Below are 22,140 nucleotides of genomic sequence, written 5' to 3'. Positions count from 1 at the left end.
CGTGGCCGGACGCCCGCACGACCGGGCCGCCCGCCCGGGGATGGTGCGGTCGACCGCACCGTTCGGGGGTTTCCGGCCTTGCCAGGATGGGCAACGCTGGCGGCATGACCTGGGTCGAGTCCGTCCGCTCACGGGCGCGCAGCACACTGAGCACCGCCGGGCGGCGGGGCGGGCCGCCGCCCTTCACCACACCGCAGCGGCTGGCGCCGAGCGATCAGCCGGTCGTGCTGGTCGACAAGTCACCCACCGTCGACGACGGCATTCCCCATGGCGTACGCGTCGCGGGTGCCTGGGCCTGGCGGATCGTCCTGTTCATCGCGGCCGCGTACCTGCTGCTGAAGGTGATGGGGATCCTCCGGGTCGTGCTCATCCCGGTCGTGGTGGCCATCCTGCTGGCGGCGCTGCTGGAGCCGGTCGCGGCCGCGATGCGCCGGCGGGGGATGAACAAGTCGGTGGCCGCGGCGCTCGTCCTGATCGGCGGGCTGGTCGTCGTGCTCGGCGGGCTCAGCCTGATCGTGCAGACCTTCATCTCCCAGTTCGACAGCCTCTCCGACCAGGTCGGCCAGGGCATCGGCGAGGTGCAGAGGTGGCTGGCGCAGAGCCCGCTGCACATCTCGGAGGCCCAGCTCAGCGACGGGTTCGACCAGCTGCGCCGGCAGTTCACCGACAACCGGGACAGCCTGGCGACCGGCGCGCTGACCACCGCGGCCACCGTCGGCGAGGTCGTCACCGGGTTCTTCCTGGCCCTGTTCACGCTGTTCTTCTACCTGCGTGACGGCGAGCAGATCTGGACGTTCCTGTGCCGGCTGCTGCCCCGGCGCGCGCGGGTGCCCGTGGCCCGGGCCGGGCACTACTCCTGGCACACCCTCGTCTCGTACGTGCGGGCCACGGTCCTGGTCGCCTTCGTCGACGCGGCCGGCATCGGAATCGGCCTGGCGGTCCTGCGGATCCCGCTCGCGCTGCCGCTGGCCGCCCTGGTCTTCCTCGGCGCGTTCGTCCCGGTGGTCGGTGCCACCGTCACCGGCGCGGTCGCGGTGCTGGTCGCGCTGGTCACCCAGGGACCGATCAGCGCGCTGATCGTGCTCGCCATCGTGATCGGCGTGCAACAGCTCGAGGGGCACGTCCTCCAGCCGCTGATCATGGGGCGCGCGGTCGCCCTGCACCCGCTGTCGGTCATCCTCGCGATCGCCACGGGCATCGTCGTCGGTGGCATCGTCGGCGGCCTGGTCGCGGTGCCGATCCTCGCGGTCGCCAACACGGCGGTGCGCTATCTCGCCGACCATCCGACCGGCGAGCCCACCCCGGACCGGGAGCCGCCAGGCACCGAGCCGGCCGACGAGCCGTCGGACGACGACGAGGACGAGGCGGACCCGGAGGACCCACCGACGGTGGAGTCGTCGGTCGACCCGCCCCCGGCCTCCCGGCCGGCCCCCGCCTAGCGAGTTGCCAACGGGCCGGGGTGGGGACGAGGATCGCCGGGTGGCGGTCAGCAGAATCGTGCCGGATCTCGAGAGCACCTCGATCGAGGCGGCCAAGGCCTTCTACACGGGGGTCCTCGGGCTCGAGGTGGTCATGGACCAGGGCTGGATCGTGACGCTGGCGGACCCGGAGCGTCCGCACGTGCAGGTGAGCCTCATGACCCACGACGCGACGGCTCCCGTCGTCCCGGCCGCCTCGATCCAGGTCGACGACGTGGACGCGGCGTACGAGGCCGCCCGGGCCGCGGGAGCCGAGATCGTGCACGAGCTCACCGACGAGCCGTGGGGCGTGCGCCGGTTCTTCGTCCGGGACCCCGACGGCCACGTGATCAACGTGCTCGCCCACTGATCACCTAGAGCGCGGCGATGGCCGCCTCGATCGGGTTGTCGCCGGCGGTGACCTCGAACTGGCGGTGCACGGCGAGGTTGCCGGTCACCACGGCGGCGATGACCGCGGCGACGTCGGCGCGCGGGATGCTCGCGCGGCCGACCGTCTCGGCGACGGTCACCTTGCCCGTGCCCGGCTTGTCGGTGAACCCGTCCGGCCGCAGGATCGTCCAGTCCAGGTCGCGGAGGCGCAGGTCGGCGTCGGCCGCGCTCTTGGCCTCCAGGTAGACCTCGAAGTCGTCGTCCAGGGCCGGGTCGAAGTCGTCGGCGCCGATCGCGGAGAGCAGCACGTAGCGGCGCACGCCGGCCGCCGTGGCCGCGTCGGCCAGCAGGATCGCCGCGTCCCGGTCGACGGTCTTCTTGCGGGCCGGTCCGCTGCCCGGCCCGGCGCCGGCAGCGAACACGACCGCGTCGGCCCCGCGCAGCGCGGCGGCGACCGCGTCCGGGGAGCTCTTCTCCAGGTCGAGCACCACGGGCTCGGCACCGGACGCGACCACGTCGGCGGTCTGCGCGGCGTCGCGGAAGATGGCGACCGGCGTGTGGCCCGCGTCGGCGAGCCGCCGGTTGAGCAGCCGGGCCACCTGGCCGTGGCCGCCGGCGATGACGATCCTCATGCCCACGACGCTACGCCTGGCCGCCGGACGATCGGGCGAGGTGGGCGGGTGGCTCGCCGAAGTCGATGATCAACGGGACCGCGCGGGACGCGGTGGTCGCCCTAGGATGAGCGCCTGCCCGGACGATGATCGTCCGGGCTTTCCGTCTACTCAGGACTGTCACGGGGAGAGCGTTTGTTGACGTCGTTGGTGCTCGAGTCCGTGCCCGAGGCGCTGGTCCTGGTGACCGGGTTGGTGCTGCTGTCCCGCCGGCGGCAGGGCTGGATGGCTGCCGGCGCGCTGGTGATGCTGCTCGTGACGCTGGTCGTGAGCACCACGATCATGGTGCTGTGGTTCGGCCCGATCGTGGCGGGCGACGGTGACGCCCTCATGCGGTTCGTGCGATGGGTGGCGCCGATCGGCACGATCATCGAGATCCTGGGCGTGGGCGGCATGCTGCTGCTGGTCGCGTCCGTCTTCACCGGACTCCGGCGGAGAGAGCCCCCGGCGCCGGCCCTCGAGGGCGGCCCGATCGACCTCGGCGAGGTGACCCGGTGATCTCAACCTTCGCGTTTCCCGCGATCGTGCTGGTCGGCCTGGTGCTGGCGATCGGGCTGCGCCGACGCTTGGGTCGGGCCGCCGGTGTGGCGATCGCCGGCTTCGCGGTGCTCGCCGCCACCGAAGGCCTGTCGTGGTGGTGGGACGGCCTGGCGGAGGAATGGGCCCGCGGCACCGACTACAGCGGCGGTCCGCTTCCTGACCTGCCGATCGGGCTCGCCGTGACGAGTGCGCTGGGCGCCGTCGCACACGCGGCCGGCCTGGCGCTGTTGATCGCCGCCGTACTACGTCGCCGTCCCCAGGCGTGAGAGCGCTCTCTCGCTCACTGAGAAGCCATTGACATCTGCCGCTGGGTTTGGTGACCTGCTCAGCAACAGAACGCCCCCGACCGTCCCCGGAGGCACCATGAGAACGTTCTCCTCAGGATGGCGCGCGTCCGCCGTCGTCCTGGCCGTGGCGCTCGTCGCCACGGTCCTCTCGTTCACCGTGATCGACCGTGCCGGCGCCGCACCCCTGGGCGCCGGCAGCTATGCCACCAGCCGTCCGGCCGGCGGCGCCGCACCGGCCGCCTGTGCCGGCGTCTCGGCCAACCCCCGCCTCTACGTCACCGGCAACGCGCCCGCCGGTGCGGTGCCGACCAACGACTGGTGGTCGTCACTGCTCTACAAGCGCGACAACGTCGGCTGCCAGTACTCGGCACCGCTGCACGCCCACCCGATGTCGTTCCAGCCCGCCGCCGACGGCCTCGGCGTCTCCTACACCACCACCGCCACCGTCTCCGGCACGCCGACGACCGTGGGGGAGTACCACTACCCGTACAGCCGGGAGTTCACCCTCGGTGTGGCCGGCCTCAGCTCGCCCGACGTGAAGGTCGACGGCTGGACCGACTGGACCGTCTCGCCCTACTGGTCCGGCAACGGGCGCACGCTGCGCACCACCATCGGGCACGGGCTGCCGTTCGTGTACGCGCAGGTCACCGGCGGCAACGCGGTCCTGAGCTTCCCGAGCGCCCCCGCCGTCTGGGTCAACAGCGGCACCCGGGTCGGCTTCACCATGCGGGGCCACGACTACGTCGCGTTCGCGCCGACCGGTGCGACCTGGACGGTCAGTGGCACCACCATCACGTCCACACTGGCCGGTCGCGGCTACCTGTCGGTGGCGCTGCTGCCGACCACGTCGTCGACGTCGGCCGCGGACCGCACCGCGCTGGCCGACAGCTACGCGACCTACGCACACCGGCACGTCACCGGCACCGCCGTGAGCTGGTCGTTCAACCAGGCCACCAGCACCGTCATCGCCACGTACGCGTTCGCCACCACCGCCCGCGAGGGCAGCGGCAGCGGCACGGTGGTGAGCCTCTACCCGCACCAGTGGAAGAACCTGGCCGCCGGCTCGCCGATCACACCGACGTACGTCTCCGCGCGCGGCCCGATGCGGACCCTGGTCGGGGTTTCGTCCTTCACCACCGCCACGAAGTTCACGGGCGTGCTGCCCGAGGTGCCGGCCGTCGCCACGTCGGCGGGCGCCGACCTGACCACCCTCGGCGGCCTGCTCGACCAGGCGGCGAACAGCGATCCCCTGGCCGGGTTCGGCAACGACACCTACTGGACCGGCAAGGGCCTCGGTCGGGCCGCCCGGCTCGCCGAGATCGCCGACCAGCTCGGCCGCACCGCGCAACGGGACCGGATGCTCGCCGCGATCCGCACCCGGCTCACCGACTGGTTCACCGCGTCGGCGGGCAAGACCCAGCGCGTCTTCGCGTACGACGCCGCCTGGGGCACGCTGGTCGGCTTCCCGGCCTCGTACGGCTCGGACACCGAGCTCAACGACCACCACTTCCACTACGGCTACTTCATCGCCGCGGCGGCCACCCTGGCCAGGTTCGACCCGGGGTGGGCGGCGCAGTCGCAGTACGGCGCGATGGTCAACCTGCTGATCCGCGACGCGAACAGTTGGCAGCGCAACGACCCGATGTTCCCGTTCCTGCGCGACTTCGACATCTACGCCGGGCACGACTGGGCCTCCGGGCACGCCGCGTTCGGCGCGGGCAACAACCAAGAGTCGTCGTCCGAGGGGATGAACTTCGCCAACGCCCTGATCCAGTGGGGCATCGCGACCGGCAACACCGCCGTCCGCGACGCCGGCCTGTTCATCTACACCACGCAGGCCCAGGCGATCCAGGAGTACTGGTTCGACGCCACCGACACCAACTTCCCGACGGCGTTCGGGCACAGCACGGTCGGCATGGTCTGGGGCGACGGCGGCGCGTACGCCACCTGGTTCAGCGGCGAGCCGGAGATGATCCAGGGCATCAACCTGCTGCCCATCACCGGCGGCTCTCTGTACATGGGCCAGCGGCCGTCCTATGTGAACACCAACTGGGACGAGCTGGTACGCAACAACGGCGGCCAGCCGACGGTCTGGCAGGACATCCTGTGGTCGTTCCGGGCGCTCGGCTCGGGCGGCGCCGGTGACGCCGCTCTGGCCGCGCTTCGGGCCAACCCGAGCTATCCGGTCGAAGAAGGGGAGAGCAGAGCGCACACCTTCCACTGGGTACGCAACGTCGCCGCCCTCGGCACCGTGGACGCCACCGTCACCGCGGACACGCCTTTGTATGCGGTGTTCACAAAGAACGGCGTCCGCACGTACGTGGCGACCAACGTGTCCGCCAACCCGGTGACCGTGCGGTTCTCCGACGGCCGGACGTTGAGCGTGCCCGCCGGGCGCACGGCCACCACCGGCGCCTTCACCTGGAGCGGCGGGGGAGGGGTGGCGAACCCGCCGACGGGCGAGCCGAGCAACCCGCCGACCAGCAACCCGCCCACGAGTAACCCGCCCACGAGCAACCCGCCGACCAGCAACCCGCCGGTCGGGTCCAACCTGCTCTTCGCCCGCTCGGGCGGCCTGCTGTCCACATCGGCCGGCTCCGGTGCGACCACCGTCACGCTGGCGGCGGCCAACGGCAACTGGGACGGCAACCCGCACAACCCGGCCACCTTCACGCTGTGCGGGCTGCGCGGGCCGGTCAGCGGCGCGACCGCGTTCGCGTTGCAGGTCGACGCGGGCGGTGCGGTGGCACAGGGCGTGCAGGCCCGGGTCTCGTACGACCCGTCCGGCTCGGGCACCTACAGCCGGGTGGAGACCTACAACTACTTCGCCACGGACCCGGTCGTCGGCACCGAGAACTACACCCAGGCGGCCGGGCTGCGCTCGTCGTCGGGCACGCTCGCCGCGATGAACGGCGGCTGCGCGCGGCTGGAGCTGTGGAACGCGATCGGCAACGCGTCGACCACGGTGCGGGTCGACGCCACCACCGCCGAGGGGAGGCAGTCGACGGTCACCGTGCCGTTCACCGTCTCCTGAAGGCCAAGGAAGGGACCCTTGTTATCGCCCAGGCGATAACAAGGGTCCCTTCCTTGGCGCGGCGCTCACGGGAGTGCCGCGGCCACCGCCTCGTCGACGGGGATGTCGTCGCGCAGGGCGATCACGGCGACGACGGCGGTCAGCGGCATCGGCGCGTACAGGTGCGGGAACAGCGCGCCGCCGCGGGAGGCCTCCCAGCGCAGGTCGTCGCCGAGCACGTCGGGGTCGACGGCGAGCATCGTCAGGTCGGTCTGCCCGGCGAACACCCGGGCCGCGGTCTCGACCACCTGGTCGGTGCCGGAGAAGTGGATGAAACCGTCGCCACGGTCGAAGTCGGAACCCGCGTAGACCCCGGCGGCCTCGGCGGCGCGCCACTCGGCGGTGGCCAGCAGCTTGTAGATCACAGGGGCCGAGCCTACCGGCGCGGTCGGCACCCAGAAACGCAGCTTGCCGGAGCGCTCGTCTTCGAACACGCCGCCGTTGGCCTCGATCACCCTGCGTGAGCCGACGTTGTCGGGGTCGCAGGTGACCAGCGCCGATGCGATGGCGAGCGAGCGGGCGAGGGGCAGGCCCGCGCGCAGCATCGCGGTCGCGTGGCCGCGCCGCCGGGCGGTCGACCGCACGTCGTAGCCGATGTGCCCGCCGTGCTCCCGCAACCCGTCGGTGAGCCGGTGCCGGATGGCCAGCCGCCCCAGGTAGGCGTCGCCGTCGACCCACCACAGCGTGGTCGCCGGCACGAAGCCCGCGCGGCGGGGCGTCTCCTCCCACGCGTCCGCCCGCAGGGCCGCCACGTAGTCCGCGAACACCCGGGAGTCCGCCCAGCGGTCGCCGTACTCGCGGAGCTCGTATCCGATCATCGTCTCGTCGTCGGGGGCGCCGCGCCCCTCGGCCTGGAACTCGGCCATGGCCGAGAGGAACGACTGGTGGACGTCGACGGTGGGTAGCAGCAGCGAGGGCATGCCCGTTCCTATCGCGCACGACGGCCGGCGCGCACCACGTTTTTCCGTCAGCCGGCCCGGCGCAGGGCCCGCTCCCGCCGGGCCGCCACCAGCGAGCCGGACTCGCGCCGGGCCATCCGGCGCAGCACGACCGGCGCGAGCAGCAGCCCGGCCACCGCCCAGACCGCGAGCACACCGACCGTCTCCGCGTGCCGCCACGACTCGCCGAGCTCGACCGCCACGGCCGCGTCCGGCAGCAGCGCCGCCCGCATGCCCAGCCCCAGCCAGTAGAACGGGAAGACCTGGCCGACGGCCTGGAGCCAGCCGGGCAGCGCGGCCAACGGATAGAAGATGCCCGAGATCGCGACCAGGCCGAGGATCGGGAGGGTGAGCAGGCCCTGGGCGCGGGCGGTGCCGAACGCGGCGCCGAGCACCACGCCCAGCGGCAGCGTGGCGACCAGGGCCAGGGCGAGCAGGCCGGCGACGGTCAGCCAGGTGCCGAGGCCGCCGGTGACCAGGCCCGGCACCAACAGCGCCGCCGGCACCAGGAAGACCGCCAGGTCGGCCAGCAGGCCGCCACCGACCAGCAGCAGGGTGCCGATCAGGTACGCGGGCATGCCGTGTGGTGTCGCCCTGGCTCGCAGCAACGTGCCGTCCTCGCGGTCGGCGGTGAGCTGCTGGCTCAACGAGACCATGCCGAAGGCGGCGTTCATGCCGAGGATGCCGGGCACCGCCAGCGCGCCGAGCGAGAACGCGCCGAAATCGCGGCCGCGCAGCGCCACCGCGGCGCCGACCATCAGCAGCGGCCAGAAGACGTGTGCGAACAGTTCGGCACCGTTGCTGAACGACTGGCGCAGCAGGATCAGTCCCCGGCGCCAGCCCGCGCGCAGCGCGATCACCGGGCCACCTCCGTCTCGGCGTGGCGGACCAGGGCGAGGTACGTCTGCTCCAGGGAGGCCCGGTGCACCTCGAGCTCGGCGATCGCGGTGCCGTGTGCCGCGAACAGCTCTCGGACGAACCCCGTCGAGTCCGGCGTCGACTCCGTGAACCGCCGGCCCTCGCGGCGCCAGCGCACCTCGTCGGCGCCGACGATCTCCCGAGCGAGCGCGGCAGGTGTGCCGTCGGCGACCACTCGGCCCCGGTCGAGAATGACTATCCGGTCGGCCAGCCGCTCGGCCTCGTCCAGGTCGTGCGTCGTGAGCAGCACGGTGGTGTCCAACCCCGTGACCAGGTCGTGGAACTCGCGGCGGGCGACCGGGTCGAAGCCCGCGGTCGGCTCGTCGAGGAACAGCACGTCGGGGCGGCCGACCACACCGATCGCCACGTCGAGGCGGCGGCGCTGCCCGCCGGAGAGCGTGCGGACCTTCTGGCCGGCCTGGCCGGTGAGGCCGACCGCGGCCAGCAACTCCGGAGCCGGCCACGGCCGGGGGTAGTACTCCGCGAGATGGCCGAGCAGCTCGCCGACGCGCCACTTGCCGTGGTCGCGCCAGGACTGGAGCACGATGCCGACCCGGGCCCGCCACGCGTCGTCGCCGTGCGCCGGGTCGGTGCCGAGCACCGTGACCCGGCCGGCGGAGGGCCGCCGGAAGCCCTCCAGGATCTCGATGGTCGTGGTCTTGCCGGCGCCGTTGGGGCCGAGCACCGCGAGCGTCTCGCCCGCGTCCACCCGGAACGTCACGTCGTGCAGCACCTCGGCCGCGCCGTAGCGCATCCGGACACCGTCGACCTCGATGACTGTCATACCGGCGGACAGTAGGTTTCGTTCACGGCACCGTCAACGGTAAAGTCGTTTGCTGACAACGGATTCCGGCAATCATTGCAATGGTGATGGCCGGAAACGCAACTCCCGTTGCAATGGGCTGACGATGAACGCAACGGAGGTGGCGATGCCCGGTGGCAGGCTCACGCACGACGAGCGGGTGGCGATCGCGGCCGGGTTGGCCGAGGGCGACGGCTACGCGGAGATCGCCCGCGGGCTCGGGCGGCCGACCTCGACGGTGACGCGGGAGGTGGCCCGCAACGGCGGCCCGCGCGGTTACGCGGCCGACCGGGCCCACCGCGCGACCACCCGGCGGGCACGCCGGCAGCAGCCGCCCCTCGGCGCCGACGAGCCGGGCCCGGCGGGCAACGCCGAGCAGCGGCGGGTGTTCGTCGAGGAGTTCGCCGCGATCCTGGCCGGGGCCGGCATCCCGCGGATGGTGGCCCGGGTGCTGTCCTGCCTCTACACCACCGACGCCGGCGCGCTCACCGCCGGCGAACTGGTGGACCGGCTGCGGGTCAGCCCGGCCTCGGTGTCCAAGGCCGTCGCCTACCTCACCGCATTTGACCTGTTGCGCCGTGAGCGCATCGGCCGGCGCGAGCGCTACGTGGTCGACGACGACGTCTGGCAGCGCTCGTGGGAGAGCAGCGCGCGGGCTCACCTGGCCTGGGCTGACGCGGCGGCCCGGGGCGCCGTGGTGTTCGGCCGGGAGTCCCCGGCCGGTGTGCGGCTGGCCGAGTTGGCCGGCTTCTTCGGCCGGCTCGGCGACGACATGTCCGGCGGCCCGTCCGACGCCGAGGTGGCCGACGTCCTGACCGTCACCGCCGCGTTGGTGCACGCCGGCGTCGCGCTGCGGCCGGCCACGTTGGGTAACGGGCTCGACTGGCCGGCGACCCGGGTCGAGACCGCACTGCACGACGCCGTCCGGCGCGCCGACCTGACCGGACCGGTGGTAATTCGCCGGGAGCGTGGTGGTGGTTACCGGGCCATACCCCGGCTGACCCGGACACAGCGGACCGCATTGACGGCACTCGCCCGGTCATCGTGAGGCTACCCAGCGGTTTATGGCCGAAAGTGTCATGGTCATCGTCCCATTGGTAGGACATTGTTGATCTCGCAACCAGAGGCCGGACAACGGAAGCGAACAATGGCGCACATAGACCAATTCGGGTATGGCTGGATTACTCCGGCGTTGAGTTACGCGCTGTCGGTGCTGGGTTCGGCACTGGGCCTGATCTGCGCCCAGCGCGCGCGCGAGGCACATGGCACCGCGCAGCGCTCCTGGTGGCTCATGCTGGCCGCCTGGGCGATCGGTGGCACGGCCATCTGGAGCATGCATTTCATGGCGATGCTCGGCTTCTCGGTCACCGGTGCGCCGATCCGCTATGACATCGGCCTCACCGCGGCCAGCGCGCTGCTGGCGATCGTCATGGTCGGTGTCGGTCTGTTCATCGCCGGAATGGGCCGGCCGATGCTCGTCAAGGTGCTAGTCGGCGGCATCCTCGCCGGCCTCGGCGTCGCGGCGATGCATTACACGGGCATGGCCGCGATGCGACTCAATGCCGAAGTCCATTACGACACCACCAAGGTCGTCCTGTCCGTTGCCATTGCCGTCGTCGCGGCCGCGGTCGCGCTCTGGCTGGCGACCAACGTCAGGGGCACTCTCGCCGTGATCGGCTCGGCCCTGGTCATGGGCGTTGCCGTCAACGGCATGCACTTCACCGGCATGTACTCGATGTCGGCCCAACTCCACGAGGAGCAGGGCACCCAGTCCGGCGCGACCGCCTCCAACCTGCTGGTCCCGATCGTGCTCGCCGTGATCCTGGTGGTCATCGGCCTGGTCTACGCGGTGCTCGCCGCGCCCACCGCCGACGACCGGGCCGGAGCGGAATACCTCCAGAACCGGATGGCCGGCCGGATCGACCAGCCCCAGAGCACCGCGCCCGCTCCCGACCCGCACGGCCTGGCCGCCCGGAACGAGCCCGCCAAGCCCGCCCAGTCCGGTCCCGACCCGCAGGGCCTGGCCTCGCGTTTCCAGAGCCGGCGCTGACCCAATAGGTTTAATGCCCATGGAGTTCAACTGGGCACGCAGCCACCAGTACGGCGCCGCCAGGCTGGCCAGTCCCGCGACCGTCGACGAGGCGCGGGCACTGGTCGCCGGCGCTGAGCGGGTGCGGCCGCTGGGCACCCGGCACTCGTTCACCGGCATCGCCGACACACCTGGGCTGTTGCTGTCCACCGCCGCGCTGCCGATGGACCTCGTCCTCGACGAGGCCGCCGGCACCGTGACGGTGGGCGGTGGCGCCCGGTACGGCGAGGTCGCGGTGGCGCTCGACGCACTGGGCTGGGCGCTGGCGACCATGGCGTCGCTGCCGCACATCTCGGTCGCCGGCGCGGTGGCGACCGGCACGCACGGCTCCGGTGACCGCACCGGTTCGCTGGCCGCCGGCGTACGCGCGGTCGAGATCATCGGCCCGGACGGCACGCTGCGCCGGGTCGCCCGGGGCGAGCCGGACTTCGCGGGCAGCGTGGTCGCGCTCGGCGCCCTCGGCGTGGTGACCCGGGTCACGCTCGACGTCGAGCCGTCCTATGTGGTCCGGCAAGCCGTCTACCGTGACCTGCCGTGGTCCCGCGTGGAAACGGACTTCGACGCCCTGACCGGCGCCGCCTACAGCGTCAGCCTGTTCGTCGACTGGGACACCGACCGGATCGCCCAGGTCTGGCTGAAGAGCCGCGGCACGCCGCCGGCCGAGCTGTTCGGTGTCGCGGCGGCCGACGAGCCCGTGCACATGCTGGCCGGCGCGTCGACCGAGGCGGTCACCGGACAGCAGGGCGTGCCCGGCCCGTGGCACGAGCGGCTTCCGCATTTCCGGCTGGCGTTCACCCCGAGCCGCGGCGAAGAGCTGCAGAGCGAATACCTGGTGCCGAGAGAGGCCGTCCCGGCGGCGTTCGCGGCGCTGCGACCGCTCGGCCCACGGATCGCGTCCGTGCTCCAGATCTCCGAGCTTCGCACGGTCGCCGCCGACGACCTCTGGCTGAGTCCCGCCTACGGCACCGACGTGGTCGGCATCCACTTCACCTGGGTCAAGGACGCCGACCGGGTGTACGCGCTGCTGCCCGACATCGAGGCCGCGCTCCTGCCGCTCGGCGCGCGGCCGCACTGGGGCAAGTGCTTCGCCACGACCGACGTCGCGGGGCGCTATCCACGCATGGCCGACTTCCGTGCCCTGCGCGCCCGGGTCGACCCGACCGGCAAGTTCGGCAACGCGATGGTGGACGACCTGCTCAACCCGTGACGGCGTGCGGCTTGGTCTGCTCGGCCAGCCGGGCCGGCTCGACCAGGCTCACCTCCAGCCGGCGGGCGGCGTCGATGTGGTCCGCGGTCCAGATCACCCGCACCGCCGTCGAGGCCGCGCCGTCGTCGCCGCTGCGCAGGTCGTGCTGGACCGCGTCGACGAGCTGACCGTCGGCGACCAGGTCGGGCGGCGCCGGGGCGGGCGTGGGCCGCTCGCCGGCGATGCTGTCGGCTAGCTCCGCGTACCAGTGCTCGACGTCCCGGCTCGTGCGCAGCAGCAGCGAGCGTGCGGCGGCGCGGTCGCCCGCCGCGGGCCGGCCGCGCTGCCACAGGTCGAGCACCGCGTCGGCGGCGATGCGCAGGCCGGCCACACCGTTGACCAGGCCGGTGATCTGGGCGAGCGGCATCGGCTTGGCGCCGCGCTCGGACAGGTAGGTGCGGAACGTGTCGTCGAGCCGGCGGGACGCCGCCACGGCCCGCTGCGCCTCGGCGGTCGGCACCGGCGGGCGCGCGGTGCCGTCACAGCACTGCGCCGCGTACGCGATGGCCGCGTGCAGATAGCGGGAGCTGTCGGCGTACGCGGCCGCCAGCGCGTTCCGCAGCTCCTTGCGCGCGCCGCGCGGCCAGAGCAGCAGCCCGACCAGGAGGCTGATGCCCACGCCGATCGCGATGTCCTCGATCCGGATCAGGCCGAGCTGCCAGCCGGCCGGCTTGATGATGTTGAACAGGATCAGCAGGGTGACCGTGAACGCCGCCTGCCCGGCCGCGAACGAGACCAACGCCGGTGCGATGCCGGCCATCAGGACGGCGACCGGCAACAGGGCCCAGAGGACGGTGATGTCCGTGTCGAAGCCGATCAGGATCACCGACCCGATCACGAAACCGACGATGGTGCCGAGGATGGCCCGCACCGCGTTCTGCCCGGTGGCCAGCGCGTTGGAGCGCAGGACGGCGAGCGTGCCGAAGATGACCCAGAACGAGTGCTGCACGTCGGTGTAGTGCACGACGATGACCGCCACGGCCACCCCGACCGCCCCGCGCAGGCTGTTGTGCAGCCAGGTGGAGTGCCGTTCCAGGTGCGCCATCGCCCGCTCGCGCGCGGTGGACAGCGGCCCGGCCAGCCCGCCCGGTTGCTGCCCCAGGAACCGCTGGAACCAGGTGCGTCGCTCGGCGGCCACGCTCAGCTCGACGTCGCGGGCCACGAGGCGGATCGCGTACGCGACCTCCTGCACCCGGAAGCTCGGCGCGAGCGCGCTGACGAACGTCGCCATCCGGCCCTCGTCGGCCATCCGGCCCTCCGGCAGCATCTCGGTCGTCTCCCGACCCACGCGGCTCAGCGCGGCGTCGAGCCGACGGTGGGCCGCGTGCAGCGCGTCGGGCGAGGTCTCCGGCCGTTCCAGCAGGGTGGCCGCCTCGTCCAGCACGTCGCCGGCGGCCTGTTTCGCCGCCGCGGCGGCCTCGGTGCCGGTGGCCCGCGCCGTGGGATGCCGGACGACGTCCCGGATCCAGGTCAACTCGTCGATCAACCGCACTCGCGTGCGGGCGGCCGTGGACAGGCCGGTCGGGCGCACGGGCGTCGCGAGGAAGCCGCGGTGCAGCCCGGCGACCACCCGGTCGGCCTGGTCGAGCATTGCCGTGTACGACTCGTCGGAAGGACCGCCGCCGCGCCAGATCTCGGCGCCGGCGTGCAGGGTCCGGGCGAGTTCCCGGCACGCCGCCACCGTGGGCGCGCGCAACGGGTCGCGGGCCGGAGCCGGCCAGAGGAACCGGACCGCGATCAGTGAGGCGCCGGCCGCCAGGCCCCAGCCGGCGAGGCGCGGGATGACCTGGTCAGGCCCGGCGGGCAGGGACACGGCGAGGATCACCGCGAGCAGCAGGGAGATGCTGGCGCTGGCCAGCACCGAGCTCACCACGCCCGAGAACAGGATGAGGAACGCGATCAGCGCCGTGATCGGGGCGGCCAGGGCGACGTGCCGCGAGATCAGCGTGCCGACCGCGATCAGCGCGCCGCCCGCCAGGATCAGCCCGACCTCCGCCTCGATCCGCTCGTGCATCGGCCCGCCGAAGTCGACGAGCAGCAGCAGGCAGAACACGCCGATCGCGGCGAACGTGCCGATCGCGACGTTGCCGATCACCTCGAGGCCGATCGCGAAGACGCTCGGCGCCACCACCGCCGCGCGGGCGGCCCGGCGCACCGCGTCGTCGGTCCAGAGGCGCTTGACGGCGCCGGACGTCAACCGCACCAGACCCCCACAAAGCGGAGGTTAACCGATCAGGCTCGCGGCGCGCTCGGCGATGGCCAGCGTCGGCGCGTTGACGTTGCCGGAGACGATCGACGGCATCACCGAGGCGTCGGCGACCCGCAGCCCCGCGATGCCGTGCACTCGCAGCGTCGGGTCGACCACCGCCGCACCGTCGATGCCCATCCGGCAGGTGCCGACCGGGTCGAACGAGCTCGTCGCGGTGTCCCGGACGTACTGGGCGAGCACCGCCGTGCTGGTCACCGCCGCGCCCGGGTACTCCTCACCCGCGCGCAGGTCCGCCAGCGCCGGTGCGTCGCCGACCTCCCGTGCCGCCCGCAACCCGGCCACCATCCGCGCGACGTCGCCGTCGTCGGTGAGGAACGCCGGGTCGATCAGCGGAGGCTCGAACGGGTCTGGATCGCGCAGCCGGACGGTGCCACGGCTGTCCGGGGACATCAGCGCGAAGACCACCGAGAATCCGGGCTCGTCGCCGGGCATCCACCGTGGATGGATCGGCTCCGCCACGAAGCCGAGCTGGAGGTCCGGCGGGCCGTCGCCGGAGCGGGCCAGCACGTGCGGCCGGCGGGCCAGCGTGCCGTCGCCCACCGGCCGGCTGGCGGCGTACGCGACCTGCGACCTCGGGTGGTCCTGGAGGTTCCCGCCGACGCCCGGCAGGTCGGCGACCACCGGCAGGCCGACCTCGCGCAGGTGGTCACCGGGACCGATGCCGGAGAGCATGAGCAGCCTCGGCGACCCGATCGTGCCGGCGGCCAACAGCACCTCGCGGTCGGCGTACGTGACCCCGGTGTGCCCGTCGACCCGGTACGCGACGCCGCGACAGGCGCCGTGGTCGACCACCAGGCGCACCGCGGCCGCGTCGGCGAGCACGGTCAGGTTCGGCCGCTGCGCGACCGGCGCGAGATAGGCCTCGGCGGCGCCGCGGCGCACCCCGTCCCGCACCGTCACCTCGCTCCACGACGTGCCCTCGGCGTTCGGGCCGTTGCTGTCGGCGTTCGGATGGTGCCCGGCCTCGACCGCGGCCGTGAAGAACGCCTCCCACAGCGGGTCGGTGGTGGCCGGCGGGTCGACCGGCACCGGCCCGGCCTGGCCCCGATAGGCCGGGTCGCCGCCGAGAGTGGTCTCGCTGCGCATGAAGAACGGCAGCATCGACTCGTACGTCCAGCCGATCGCGCCCGCCTCGTCCCACGCGTCATAGCTCGCGGGGTCGCCGCGCACGTGCGTCAGCCCGTTGATCTCGCCGGAGCCGCCGAGCACCCGGCCCTGCGGATACGGGAGCTGCTGCCTGTCGGCGCCCGACTGCGGGACGGTGGTGTAGCGCCAGTCCACCTCGGTGCCGGCCAGCGCCGGCCAGGCCAACGGGTCACGGGCGAGCGGTGGCGGGAAGGCGGTGCCGGCCTCCAGCAACAGGACGCTGGCATCGGCATCTTCGGACAGGCGGGTGGCCAGCACGCAACCGGCGGTGCCGGCGCCCACCACGATGTAGTCGAAGGAGCGCATGGCGATCCTCCCAAGGATCAGCCCATCGCGTCCAAGGCTAGGCCGACACCGAGCCGGGTGTCCGGGGAATGGCGGAAAGCGGCGCGGTTGGCCGGGCTGCCCTGGCCAGTGGCAGCAGGGCGGCGAGCTGGGCGACGCCGACCAGCAGCAGCACGCCGCGCGGCGGCAGCCAGGCGGTCACCGGGCCGGTGGCGGCCGCGCCGAGGGCGTACGCGCCGACCTTGATGCTGGCGGCAGTCGCGACCACCTGGCCGTACCGTCCGGAGGGGACGGACCGCTGGCGCACCGCGAGCGTGGCGGCGAGCATCGGGCCGGTCGCGACGCCGCCCACGAGGGCCACGGCCAGCGCGAGCGGCAGCGTCGGTGTCGCCGCGATGCCGGTCAGTGCCAGGCCGAGCACGGCGAGCGCGGCGGCCAGCACCGGCACGGGTGCGTAGCGGGTCAGCAGCCGGGCCGAGGCCAGCGCGCCGACCAGCGAGCCGGCGCTGAGCGCGGTGAGGAACCACGCGCCGTGCCCGGCCGGATGTCCGAAGTGGAGGGCGAGCAGCGGGAAGGTCACCGGCAGCAGGCCCTGCGCGGCGAAGCCGATCGTGGTCGCCGCGGTGGTGGCCCGTAGCTCCGGCACCTGCCACAGCAGGACCAGCCCCTCGTGCGGCGCGGCCGGCTTTCCGGGGTCCACGGTCGGCCCCGGCATCGGCGCGGCGGCGACCAGCGCCAGCCCGGCGACGGCCACGGCCGCCGTGGCGGCGAGCGCGGGTCCGGCGCCCGCGAGGCTGGCGACGACCGCGACCAGTGCGGGGCCGCCCAAACCGGCGACGTCGTAGCTGGCGGCGTCGAGGGCGTGCCCGGCGGCCCACCCGTCGCCGGCCCGGCCCGCAGCCCGGGCGAGCCGCCGCTCGCCAGTGCGCGGCACGAGCGCGCTGTAGCCGCCGGTGAGGATCGGCGCGGTCAGCCCGGCGAGCAGGCCGAAGCCGACCAGCGCCGCGCCGGGTGCGCGGCCGGCGAGCAGCAGGATGCCGGCCAGGGCGGTGGCGAGCGCGAGCTGGTTGGCCAGGAACAGGGCGCGGGGTGCGCGCAGCCGGTCCAGCAGGGCACCCAGCACGGGGCCGGTGACCAGCGTGGGCAGGGCGAAGGCGGCGACGACCAGGCCGGCGAGCCCGGCGTCGCCGGTGCGGGCGACCACGTGCAGCGCCACCGCGACGGCGGCGGCCTCGTCGGCCAGCCGCGAGCCGGTCGCGGCCACCAGCAGGCGGCGGGTGCGTGGTGTAACGGGTTGCACGTGCAGTACCGTAACAGTCGTGACCGCGTTCGGATACTCGCGCTGGGCGGCCCTCGCGACGGCCCTCGAGAACACCGCGCCGGGGCAGCGCCACCCTGACCTGCTGACCACGCCGGCCGCGCTCGCCGCGTTGCTGCGCGCACACGACGAACCGGAGCCGGTCGAGGTCGACGCCTCCGACTTGCGCGACGCGCTGACCGCGCGGGAGGCCTTCACCGGCGTGTTCGACGCTGCGACCGAGTCGGTACTGGCCGAGCGGCTCAACGCCATGCTGGCCAGCAGCGCCCGGCCGAGGCTGGCCGCGCACGCCGGTGTGCCGCTGCACCTGCACGTCGACGCCCCCGGGTCGTCGTGGGGCGGGTGGCTCGCCGCGTCCGGTGCGATGGGGCTCGCGTTGCTGGTCGCCGAGCACGGCGCCGGGGTGCTCGGCCGGTGCGCGGCCGCCGACTGCCGGGACGCGCTGCTGCGGACCGGGGCGGGGCCGGCCCGCCGGTTCTGCTCGCCGACCTGCGCCAGCCGGGTACGCGTCGCGGCACACCGGGCCGCGGCCCGCGGTCAGGGCCGGGGCGGCAGTCCGGCGGCCTCGTAGATGGCGTCGATCAGCGACATCGTCGCGACCGAGTCGTCGGGCGGGGTCAGGTTGGTGTGCTTGCCGTCCACGGCGGCCACGAACGCGCGAAGCTGGTGCACGTACGTCGGCTCGCCGCCGAACCGCTCCTGACGCCGCCGCCCGTCGACGGTCAGCGAGAACCGTGAGGGAAGCTGCGGCGTGGCGTAGTTGAAGACCGACATCGTGCCGCGGGTGCCGACGACCCGGGCGCGGATCCGCAGCAGCGTCGAGGACCACATGGACGCCTGGATGCGGCCGGTGCCGCCGCCGGGCAGGACGAGCTCGGCGGTCATCGCCCGGTCGACCCGCGGGTCCCGGTGCAGCGTGCGCGCCGTCGCCGACGTCACCGTGGGCTCGCCCGGGCTGAGCATCCGCAGGCAGTGCACGGCGTAACAGCCGGCGTCCATCAGCGCGCCGCCGGCCAGCTCGTACTGGTAGCGGATGTCGCCGAAGCGGGGCAGCGGGAAGCACATCGAGGTCTCCACCCGCTCGATCGCGCCGAGCTCACCCTCCCGGATCGCGCCGGCCATCCGCCGGGCCAGCGGGTGGTAGCGGTAGTGGAACGCCTCCATCACCACCAGCCCGGTGCCGGCGGCGGCGTCCCGCACTCGGGCCGCCTGCGCGGCGTTGCTGGTGAACGGCTTCTCGCAGAGCACGTGCTTGCCGGCCGCGATGGCCGCGAGCGTCCACTGGGCATGCAGCCCGTTGGGCAGCGGCACGTAGACGGCGTCCAGGCTCGGATCGGCCACGAGATCCTCGTACGACCCGTGCACGGTGGCGATGCCGTGCCGCCGCGCGAAGGTGGCCGCCCGCCCACGATCCCGCGCCGCGACCGCCGCGACCTCGACCCCACCGACGGCCCCGGCCGCCCGCACCAGCGCCGCCGGCGCGATCCGCGCGGCACCCAGCACCCCGATCCGCATCGCCGCAGTCTAGGGCCTGTCCTGCCGATCAACGCGGCCTGCGACGGGCCCAGCCGCCGCCTGGCGGCGTCCCAGGATCACCGAGATACAACACCGGTATCCCGGCAATCCCGGGCCACCACCAGACGACACCTGGACTCCGTCTCGGCTCGCGCTGATCGGCAGGACAGGCCCTAGGCGCCGACCGGATCGAGATCGGCGACGTCGGACGGGGTGGCCAGGTCGCGCTCGGCCCGGCCGATCAGCGAGTGTCCGGTGGCCAGCACGGCGATTGCCAATACGAAGGCCACGCCGCCCAGGTAGAAGGGGACCGACAGGTTGAACGTGTCGGCCAGCTTGCCCGCGACGAACGGCGCCAGGCCGCCGCCGATGAAGCGGACGAAGCCGTACGCGGACGACGCCGTCGGGCGCTCGACCGGGGAGACCAGCATGACCGCCTGCGTGGTCAGCGTGTTGTTGATGCCGATGAAGGCGCCGCTGACGATCACCGCGACGATCACCGTGGTCGGGTCGTCGACGCCGGCGCCGATCACCGTCATCACGACGCCGAGCGCGGCCAGGTTGACGTAGAGCACTTTGGCCGTGCCGAACCGCGCCTGCAGGCGCGGTGCGAAGAACACACTGAACAGCGCGACCAGCAGACCCCAGCCGGTGAACACCAGGCCGAGGTCGTGCGCCTTCAGCTCCATCGGGTACGGCGCGTAGCCGAGCATCGTGAAGAAGCCCCAGTTGTAGAGCAGCGCGGTCAGGCCCATGATCAGCAGCCCGCGGTGGCGCAGGGCCTTGAGCGGGGCGCCGATGCTGGTCGGGCGCGCGGGTTTGGGCAGCGCGGGCACGAACGCGATGGTCGCGATCAGGGCGATGAACATCAGCACCGAGACGCCGAAGAACGGGCCCTTCCAACTGATGCTGCCGAGCTCGCCGCCGAGCAGTGGGCCGACCGCGATGCCCAGGCCGAGCGCCGTCTCGTACAGGATGATGGCACCGGCGAAGCCGCCGCTGGCTGAGGCGACGATGACCGCGAGGCTGGTCGCGATGAACAGGGCGTTGCCGAGGCCCCAGCCCGCCCGGAAGCCGACGATCCCGCCGATCGAGTCGGAGGCGCCGGCGAGCGCGGCGAACACCACGATGATCACCAGGCCGACCACCAGCGTGCGCTTGGCGCCGATCCGGCTGGAGACGGCGCCGACGAACAGCATCGCCACCGCCGTGACCACCAGGTAGCTGGTGAACAGCAGCGACACCTGGCTGGGCGTGGCGTGCAGGTCGCCGGCGAGCGCGGGCAGGATCGGGTCGACGAGGCCGATGCCCATGAACGACACGACGCAGGCGAACGCCACCGCCCAGACGGCGCGCGGTTGCTTGAACGGGCTCGTGGTCGGTGCCGCAGACATAGCTGTACTATACAGCTTGTCGAAACCGGAGAAAGGGCCCCTCGACGAGGAGGGGCCCTTCCTTCGATACCTAGCCCAGGTCGACGGCGACGAGGCGGGCCGCGTCGGCCGCCGCGTCGTCAGGTGCCTCCTGCGCCTTGCGGTCGGCCTCGATGGCCTGCTCGTACGCGGCCACCTCGCGGTCGACGTCGACGTCGGTCCAGCCGAGCACCTCGCCCATCAGCCGGGCCGCGTCCGGTGCCGCCTGGACCCCCCGCGAGAACGTCTCGAAGTACGCCCTCGTGCGCCGGGCCAGCACGTCGTCGAGGTGCAGTGCGCCCTCGTGGCTGGCCGCGTACACCGCCTCCACCCGCAGGTAGTCGTCGGCACCGGGCAGCGGCTCGGCCAGGCCGCGGTCCTGCGCGACCAGCCGCAGCAGCTCGAAGATCAGCGAGCCGTACCGGTTGAGCAGGTGCTCGATCCGGTGGACGTGCAGCCCCCAGGCCTCGGCGAGCTCGTGGCGCTGGTTCCACAGAGCCTTGTAGCCGTCCGCGCCGACCAGCGGGACGTCCTTGGTCGGTGACTCCGGCACGTTCTCCTGGTCGAGCGCGCGCACGGCCAGGTCGACGGTGTCCTCGGCCATCTTGCGGTAGGTGGTGTACTTGCCACCGGCCACCACGACCATGCCCGGCACCGGGCTGGCCACCGAGTGGTCGCGCGACAGCTTGCTGGTCGACTCGGCGGTGCCGGCCACCAGCGGGCGCAGTCCGACGTAGACACCCTCGATGTCGGCCTCGGTCAACGGATTGACCAGCACCCGGTTGACGTGCTCCAGCAGGTACTCGATGTCCGTCGCGGTGGCCGCCGGCCGGGCCTTGTCGAGCTCCCAGTCGGTGTCGGTGGTGCCGATAAGCCAGTGCCGGCCCCACGGGATGACGAACAGCACGCTCTTCTCCGTACGCAGGATCAGCCCGGTGTCGATCGGGATCCGGTCCCGCGGCACGGTGAAGTGCACGCCCTTCGAGGTGCGGACGTGGAACTCACCGCGCGTGTCGGCGAGCTGCTGGGTGTCGTCGGTCCAGACGCCGGTCGAGTTGATGACCACCTTGGCCCGGACCTCGCGGGTCGCGCCCGTCATCAGGTCCTCGACCAGCGCGCCGACCACCTGTTCGCCTTCGCGCAGGTAGTCGACCACCCGGGCGCGGTTGGCCACCAGCGCGCCGTAGCTGGCCGCCGTGCGGACCACGCTCATCGTGTGCCGGGCGTCGTCGACCTGGCCGTCGTAGTACTGCACGGCGCCGATCAGCGACGACTTCTTCAGCCCGGGCGCCACCTTGAGCGCGCCCCGGCGGGTCAGGTGCTTGTGATGCGGCACGCCGCGGGCGGTGCCGGACGTGAGGCCCATCGTGTCGTAGAGGATCAGGCCGCTGCCCACGTACGGGCGCTCCCAGATCCGGTGCTTGAGTGGGTAGAGGAACTGCACGGGGTGCACCAGGTGCGGCGCGATTCGTTGCAGGAGCAGGCCGCGCTCCCGCAAGGACTCGGCTACCAGCCCGAACTCGAACTGCTCCAGATAGCGCAGGCCGCCGTGCATCAGCTTGCTGGAGCGGCTCGACGTGCCGGACGCCCAGTCGCGCGCCTCGACCAACGCGGTCGACAGGCCACGAGTGACCGCGTCGAGGGCGCAGCCGGCGCCGACCACACCGCCACCCACGACCAGGACGTCGAGTTCGCGCTCGGCCATCCCGGCGAGGTCCCGGTTGCGTTGTGCTGCGGATAGGGCCACGGCCTCCACGTCAACCTCCTGCTGTCATGCGGTGGGG

Annotated in this window: 19 protein-coding genes and 1 pseudogene; 9 read left to right on the top strand and 11 right to left on the bottom strand. The window is 73.0% G+C overall.

The window, feature by feature from the left end; translation table 11 throughout:
• Positions 1 to 104: 104 nt before the first annotated feature.
• Positions 105 to 1,439: an AI-2E family transporter gene (locus BLV39_RS27465; RefSeq protein WP_090800688.1), complete on the top strand. Its 1,335-nt coding sequence runs from the start codon at positions 105 to 107 to the stop codon at positions 1,437 to 1,439.
• A gap of 40 nt (positions 1,440 to 1,479) precedes the next feature.
• The gene (locus BLV39_RS27460) at positions 1,480 to 1,827 is read left to right on the top strand and encodes a VOC family protein (RefSeq protein ID WP_090799086.1); all 348 of its coding nucleotides are present in this window, start codon (positions 1,480 to 1,482) and stop codon (positions 1,825 to 1,827) included.
• Between the two features lie 4 nt (positions 1,828 to 1,831).
• Here the strand turns inward: BLV39_RS27460 and BLV39_RS27455 are convergent, their stop codons facing one another.
• A complete protein-coding gene (locus tag BLV39_RS27455) occupies positions 1,832 to 2,479 on the bottom strand; it encodes an NAD(P)H-binding protein (protein WP_090799084.1) in 648 nt (215 codons plus the stop codon).
• 177 nt (positions 2,480 to 2,656) lie between these two features.
• Between BLV39_RS27455 and BLV39_RS27450 the strand changes: the two genes are divergently transcribed.
• From BLV39_RS27450 to BLV39_RS27440, 3 genes are all read left to right on the top strand, one after another.
• Positions 2,657 to 3,016, top strand: coding sequence for a hypothetical protein (locus BLV39_RS27450; protein ID WP_143049904.1), 360 nt, complete (start codon positions 2,657 to 2,659; stop codon positions 3,014 to 3,016).
• Positions 3,013 to 3,324 carry a hypothetical protein gene (locus BLV39_RS27445; RefSeq protein WP_090799080.1) on the top strand — a complete coding sequence of 104 codons (312 nt, stop codon included), beginning with the start codon at positions 3,013 to 3,015 and terminating at the stop codon, positions 3,322 to 3,324. Before BLV39_RS27450 ends, BLV39_RS27445 begins: the two co-directional genes overlap by 4 nt.
• A gap of 97 nt (positions 3,325 to 3,421) precedes the next feature.
• Positions 3,422 to 6,379 (top strand): glycosyl hydrolase, encoded by a 2,958-nt coding sequence (locus BLV39_RS27440; RefSeq protein WP_090799078.1) that lies wholly within the window; start codon positions 3,422 to 3,424, stop codon positions 6,377 to 6,379.
• A gap of 65 nt (positions 6,380 to 6,444) precedes the next feature.
• Here the strand turns inward: BLV39_RS27440 and BLV39_RS27435 are convergent, their stop codons facing one another.
• From BLV39_RS27435 to BLV39_RS27420, 4 genes and pseudogenes are all read right to left on the bottom strand, one after another.
• Positions 6,445 to 6,783 carry a DUF952 domain-containing protein gene (locus BLV39_RS27435; protein ID WP_090800686.1) on the bottom strand — a complete coding sequence of 113 codons (339 nt, stop codon included), beginning with the start codon at positions 6,781 to 6,783 and terminating at the stop codon, positions 6,445 to 6,447.
• 21 nt (positions 6,784 to 6,804) lie between these two features.
• A pseudogene (locus BLV39_RS27430) lies at positions 6,805 to 7,338 on the bottom strand (GNAT family N-acetyltransferase); the annotation flags it as partial.
• Positions 7,339 to 7,385: 47 nt separating this feature from the next.
• Positions 7,386 to 8,216, bottom strand: coding sequence for an ABC transporter permease (locus tag BLV39_RS27425; RefSeq protein ID WP_090799076.1), 831 nt, complete (start codon positions 8,214 to 8,216; stop codon positions 7,386 to 7,388).
• Entirely contained in the window at positions 8,213 to 9,058 is an 846-nt protein-coding gene (locus tag BLV39_RS27420) for an ABC transporter ATP-binding protein (RefSeq protein WP_090799074.1), read from the bottom strand. The genes BLV39_RS27425 and BLV39_RS27420 overlap by 4 nt, the downstream gene beginning before the upstream one ends.
• 145 nt (positions 9,059 to 9,203) lie before the next feature.
• Between BLV39_RS27420 and BLV39_RS27415 the strand changes: the two genes are divergently transcribed.
• From BLV39_RS27415 to BLV39_RS27405, 3 genes are all read left to right on the top strand, one after another.
• Complete coding sequence (locus BLV39_RS27415) at positions 9,204 to 10,124, top strand: helix-turn-helix domain-containing protein (protein ID WP_090800683.1); 921 nt, start codon at positions 9,204 to 9,206, stop codon at positions 10,122 to 10,124.
• Positions 10,125 to 10,268: 144 nt separating this feature from the next.
• The gene (locus BLV39_RS27410; protein ID WP_308442646.1) at positions 10,269 to 11,126 is read left to right on the top strand and encodes an MHYT domain-containing protein; all 858 of its coding nucleotides are present in this window, start codon (positions 10,269 to 10,271) and stop codon (positions 11,124 to 11,126) included.
• Positions 11,127 to 11,145: 19 nt separating this feature from the next.
• On the top strand, positions 11,146 to 12,372 hold the full coding sequence (locus BLV39_RS27405; protein ID WP_239083448.1) for an FAD-binding protein: 1,227 nt from the start codon (positions 11,146 to 11,148) through the stop codon (positions 12,370 to 12,372).
• Here BLV39_RS27405 and BLV39_RS27400 read toward each other — a convergent pair.
• Genes BLV39_RS27400 through BLV39_RS42480 form a run of 3 tightly spaced genes read right to left on the bottom strand, consistent with a single transcriptional unit; the run spans position 12,362 to position 17,411 of the window.
• Positions 12,362 to 14,614 carry an FUSC family protein gene (locus tag BLV39_RS27400; protein WP_204082609.1) on the bottom strand — a complete coding sequence of 751 codons (2,253 nt, stop codon included), beginning with the start codon at positions 14,612 to 14,614 and terminating at the stop codon, positions 12,362 to 12,364. The two genes, BLV39_RS27405 and BLV39_RS27400, sit on opposite strands and share 11 nt — an antisense overlap.
• Before the next feature lie 21 nt (positions 14,615 to 14,635).
• Positions 14,636 to 16,132, bottom strand: a complete 1,497-nt coding sequence (locus BLV39_RS27395; protein WP_090799066.1) for a GMC family oxidoreductase — start codon at positions 16,130 to 16,132, stop codon at positions 14,636 to 14,638.
• A gap of 37 nt (positions 16,133 to 16,169) precedes the next feature.
• A complete protein-coding gene (locus BLV39_RS42480) occupies positions 16,170 to 17,411 on the bottom strand; it encodes an MFS transporter (protein WP_176985097.1) in 1,242 nt (413 codons plus the stop codon).
• 19 nt (positions 17,412 to 17,430) lie between these two features.
• Between BLV39_RS42480 and BLV39_RS27390 the strand changes: the two genes are divergently transcribed.
• Positions 17,431 to 18,000, top strand: a complete 570-nt coding sequence (locus BLV39_RS27390) for a CGNR zinc finger domain-containing protein (RefSeq protein ID WP_176985096.1) — start codon at positions 17,431 to 17,433, stop codon at positions 17,998 to 18,000.
• On the opposite strand, the gene BLV39_RS27385 is transcribed toward BLV39_RS27390, so the two are convergent.
• The 3 genes from BLV39_RS27385 to BLV39_RS27375 form a co-directional block, all read right to left on the bottom strand.
• Positions 17,967 to 18,944, bottom strand: a complete 978-nt coding sequence (locus BLV39_RS27385; protein ID WP_090799061.1) for a Gfo/Idh/MocA family protein — start codon at positions 18,942 to 18,944, stop codon at positions 17,967 to 17,969. The genes BLV39_RS27390 and BLV39_RS27385 overlap by 34 nt on opposite strands.
• 173 nt (positions 18,945 to 19,117) lie before the next feature.
• Entirely contained in the window at positions 19,118 to 20,338 is a 1,221-nt protein-coding gene (locus tag BLV39_RS27380) for an MFS transporter (RefSeq protein WP_090799059.1), read from the bottom strand.
• Positions 20,339 to 20,408: 70 nt separating this feature from the next.
• Entirely contained in the window at positions 20,409 to 22,112 is a 1,704-nt protein-coding gene (locus BLV39_RS27375; protein WP_204082610.1) for a glycerol-3-phosphate dehydrogenase/oxidase, read from the bottom strand.
• Positions 22,113 to 22,140: the final 28 nt, after the last annotated feature.

Origin of the sequence: Asanoa ishikariensis, from assembly GCF_900107455.1 — a bacterium.
GTDB classification, from domain to species: Bacteria; Actinomycetota; Actinomycetes; order Mycobacteriales; family Micromonosporaceae; genus Asanoa; species Asanoa ishikariensis.
The sequence above is the reverse complement of the archived record's forward strand: the minus strand, read 5'-3'. Positions and strand labels throughout refer to the sequence as shown.

Excerpts from the sequence above, each read along its gene's own strand:
- BLV39_RS27465 (WP_090800688.1), top strand. The coding sequence starts at position 105 with ATGACCTGGGTCGAGTCCGTCCGCTCACGGGCGCGCAGCACACTGAGC.
- BLV39_RS27455 (WP_090799084.1), bottom strand. The coding sequence starts at position 2,479 with ATGAGGATCGTCATCGCCGGCGGCCACGGCCAGGTGGCCCGGCTGCTC.
- BLV39_RS27440 (WP_090799078.1), top strand. The coding sequence starts at position 3,422 with ATGAGAACGTTCTCCTCAGGATGGCGCGCGTCCGCCGTCGTCCTGGCC.
- BLV39_RS27420 (WP_090799074.1), bottom strand. The coding sequence starts at position 9,058 with ATGACAGTCATCGAGGTCGACGGTGTCCGGATGCGCTACGGCGCGGCC.
- BLV39_RS27415 (WP_090800683.1), top strand. The coding sequence starts at position 9,204 with ATGCCCGGTGGCAGGCTCACGCACGACGAGCGGGTGGCGATCGCGGCC.
- BLV39_RS27405 (WP_239083448.1), top strand. The coding sequence starts at position 11,146 with ATGGAGTTCAACTGGGCACGCAGCCACCAGTACGGCGCCGCCAGGCTG.
- BLV39_RS27395 (WP_090799066.1), bottom strand. The coding sequence starts at position 16,132 with ATGCGCTCCTTCGACTACATCGTGGTGGGCGCCGGCACCGCCGGTTGC.
- BLV39_RS27385 (WP_090799061.1), bottom strand. The coding sequence starts at position 18,944 with ATGCGGATCGGGGTGCTGGGTGCCGCGCGGATCGCGCCGGCGGCGCTG.
- BLV39_RS27380 (WP_090799059.1), bottom strand. The coding sequence starts at position 20,338 with ATGTCTGCGGCACCGACCACGAGCCCGTTCAAGCAACCGCGCGCCGTC.